Raw genomic sequence first — 1,054 nt, 5'->3', positions numbered from 1 at the left:
GTTGGAACGCGTAGGTGGGCAGGTCGAGCACGGGCGGGGCCGGGGTGGTGGCCCCGGTCAGTGCGTCGGGGGCGGGGTCCACGCCGTACCAGGCCTTCCAGTCCACGGACAGGCCCGCGGTGAAGGCCTGGGCCAGGGCCCGGGCCAGCTGCGCCGGACCACCCTGGTCCCGCTGCAAGGTGGGCACGGTGGCCACCGGCACCTCCAGCGCCTGGGCGGTCTCCTGAATGCCCACGCTCAGCACCGGATGCGGACTCGACTCCACCAGCACCCGGTAACCATCGCCCAGCACCGCCTCCACCGCCGTCGCGAACCGCACCTGACGGCGCAGGTTCTCCACCCAGTACGCCGCGTCCAGCGCCGTGGACTCCACCCGGCCACCGGTCACCGCCGAATAGAACGCCACGCCCGTCTCCACCGGCGTGACCTCCCCCAACAACTCCACCAACTCACCGGCGATGTCATCGACCTGCGGGTTGTGCGAGGCATAGTCCACATCGACCAGCCGCGCCCGGCCCCCGCTCGCCTCCACCGCCGCGACCACCTCGGCCACGGCCTGCGGCGGGCCGGAGACCACCGTGGAACCCGGCCCGTTCACCGCCGCCACGACCACCCCCGCACGGCCACCGATCGCCTTCTCCGCCTCCTCCCGCCCCACCGCCAACGACGCCATGGCCCCACGCCCCGACAGCACCCGCAACGCCCGAGAACGCAAAGCCACCACCCGAGCGCCGTCCTCCAGGGACAGCGCCCCGGCCACCACCGCCGCCGCGATCTCCCCCTGCGAATGCCCCACCACCGCGGCGGGCTCCACACCGAACGACCGCCACACCTCCGCCAGCGACACCATCACCGCCCACAACGCGGGCTGCACCACATCCACCCGCGCCACATCCACCCCGTCCCCACCCCGCAACACCCCCGTCAACGACCAGTCCACAAACGGCGCCAACGCCGCCTCACACTCCGCGATCCGCCCCGCGAACACCGAAGACACATCCAGCAACTCCACCCCCATGCCACGCCACTGACCCCCCTGCCCGGGAAACACCAG

The 1,054-nt window shown here is 72.7% G+C and carries 1 protein-coding gene; it reads right to left on the bottom strand.

Translation table 11 applies throughout. The annotated features are described in order from the left end of the window. A partial coding sequence (locus ABFY07_RS42670; RefSeq protein ID WP_346179610.1) for an acyltransferase domain-containing protein occupies positions 1–1,054 on the bottom strand: 1,054 nt, incomplete at both ends.

The organism is Streptomyces sparsogenes subsp. cuspidosporus, assembly GCF_039532705.1.
Lineage (GTDB): Bacteria > Actinomycetota > Actinomycetes > Streptomycetales > Streptomycetaceae > Streptomyces > Streptomyces sparsogenes.
This window is presented reverse-complemented; position numbering and strand designations above follow the sequence as displayed.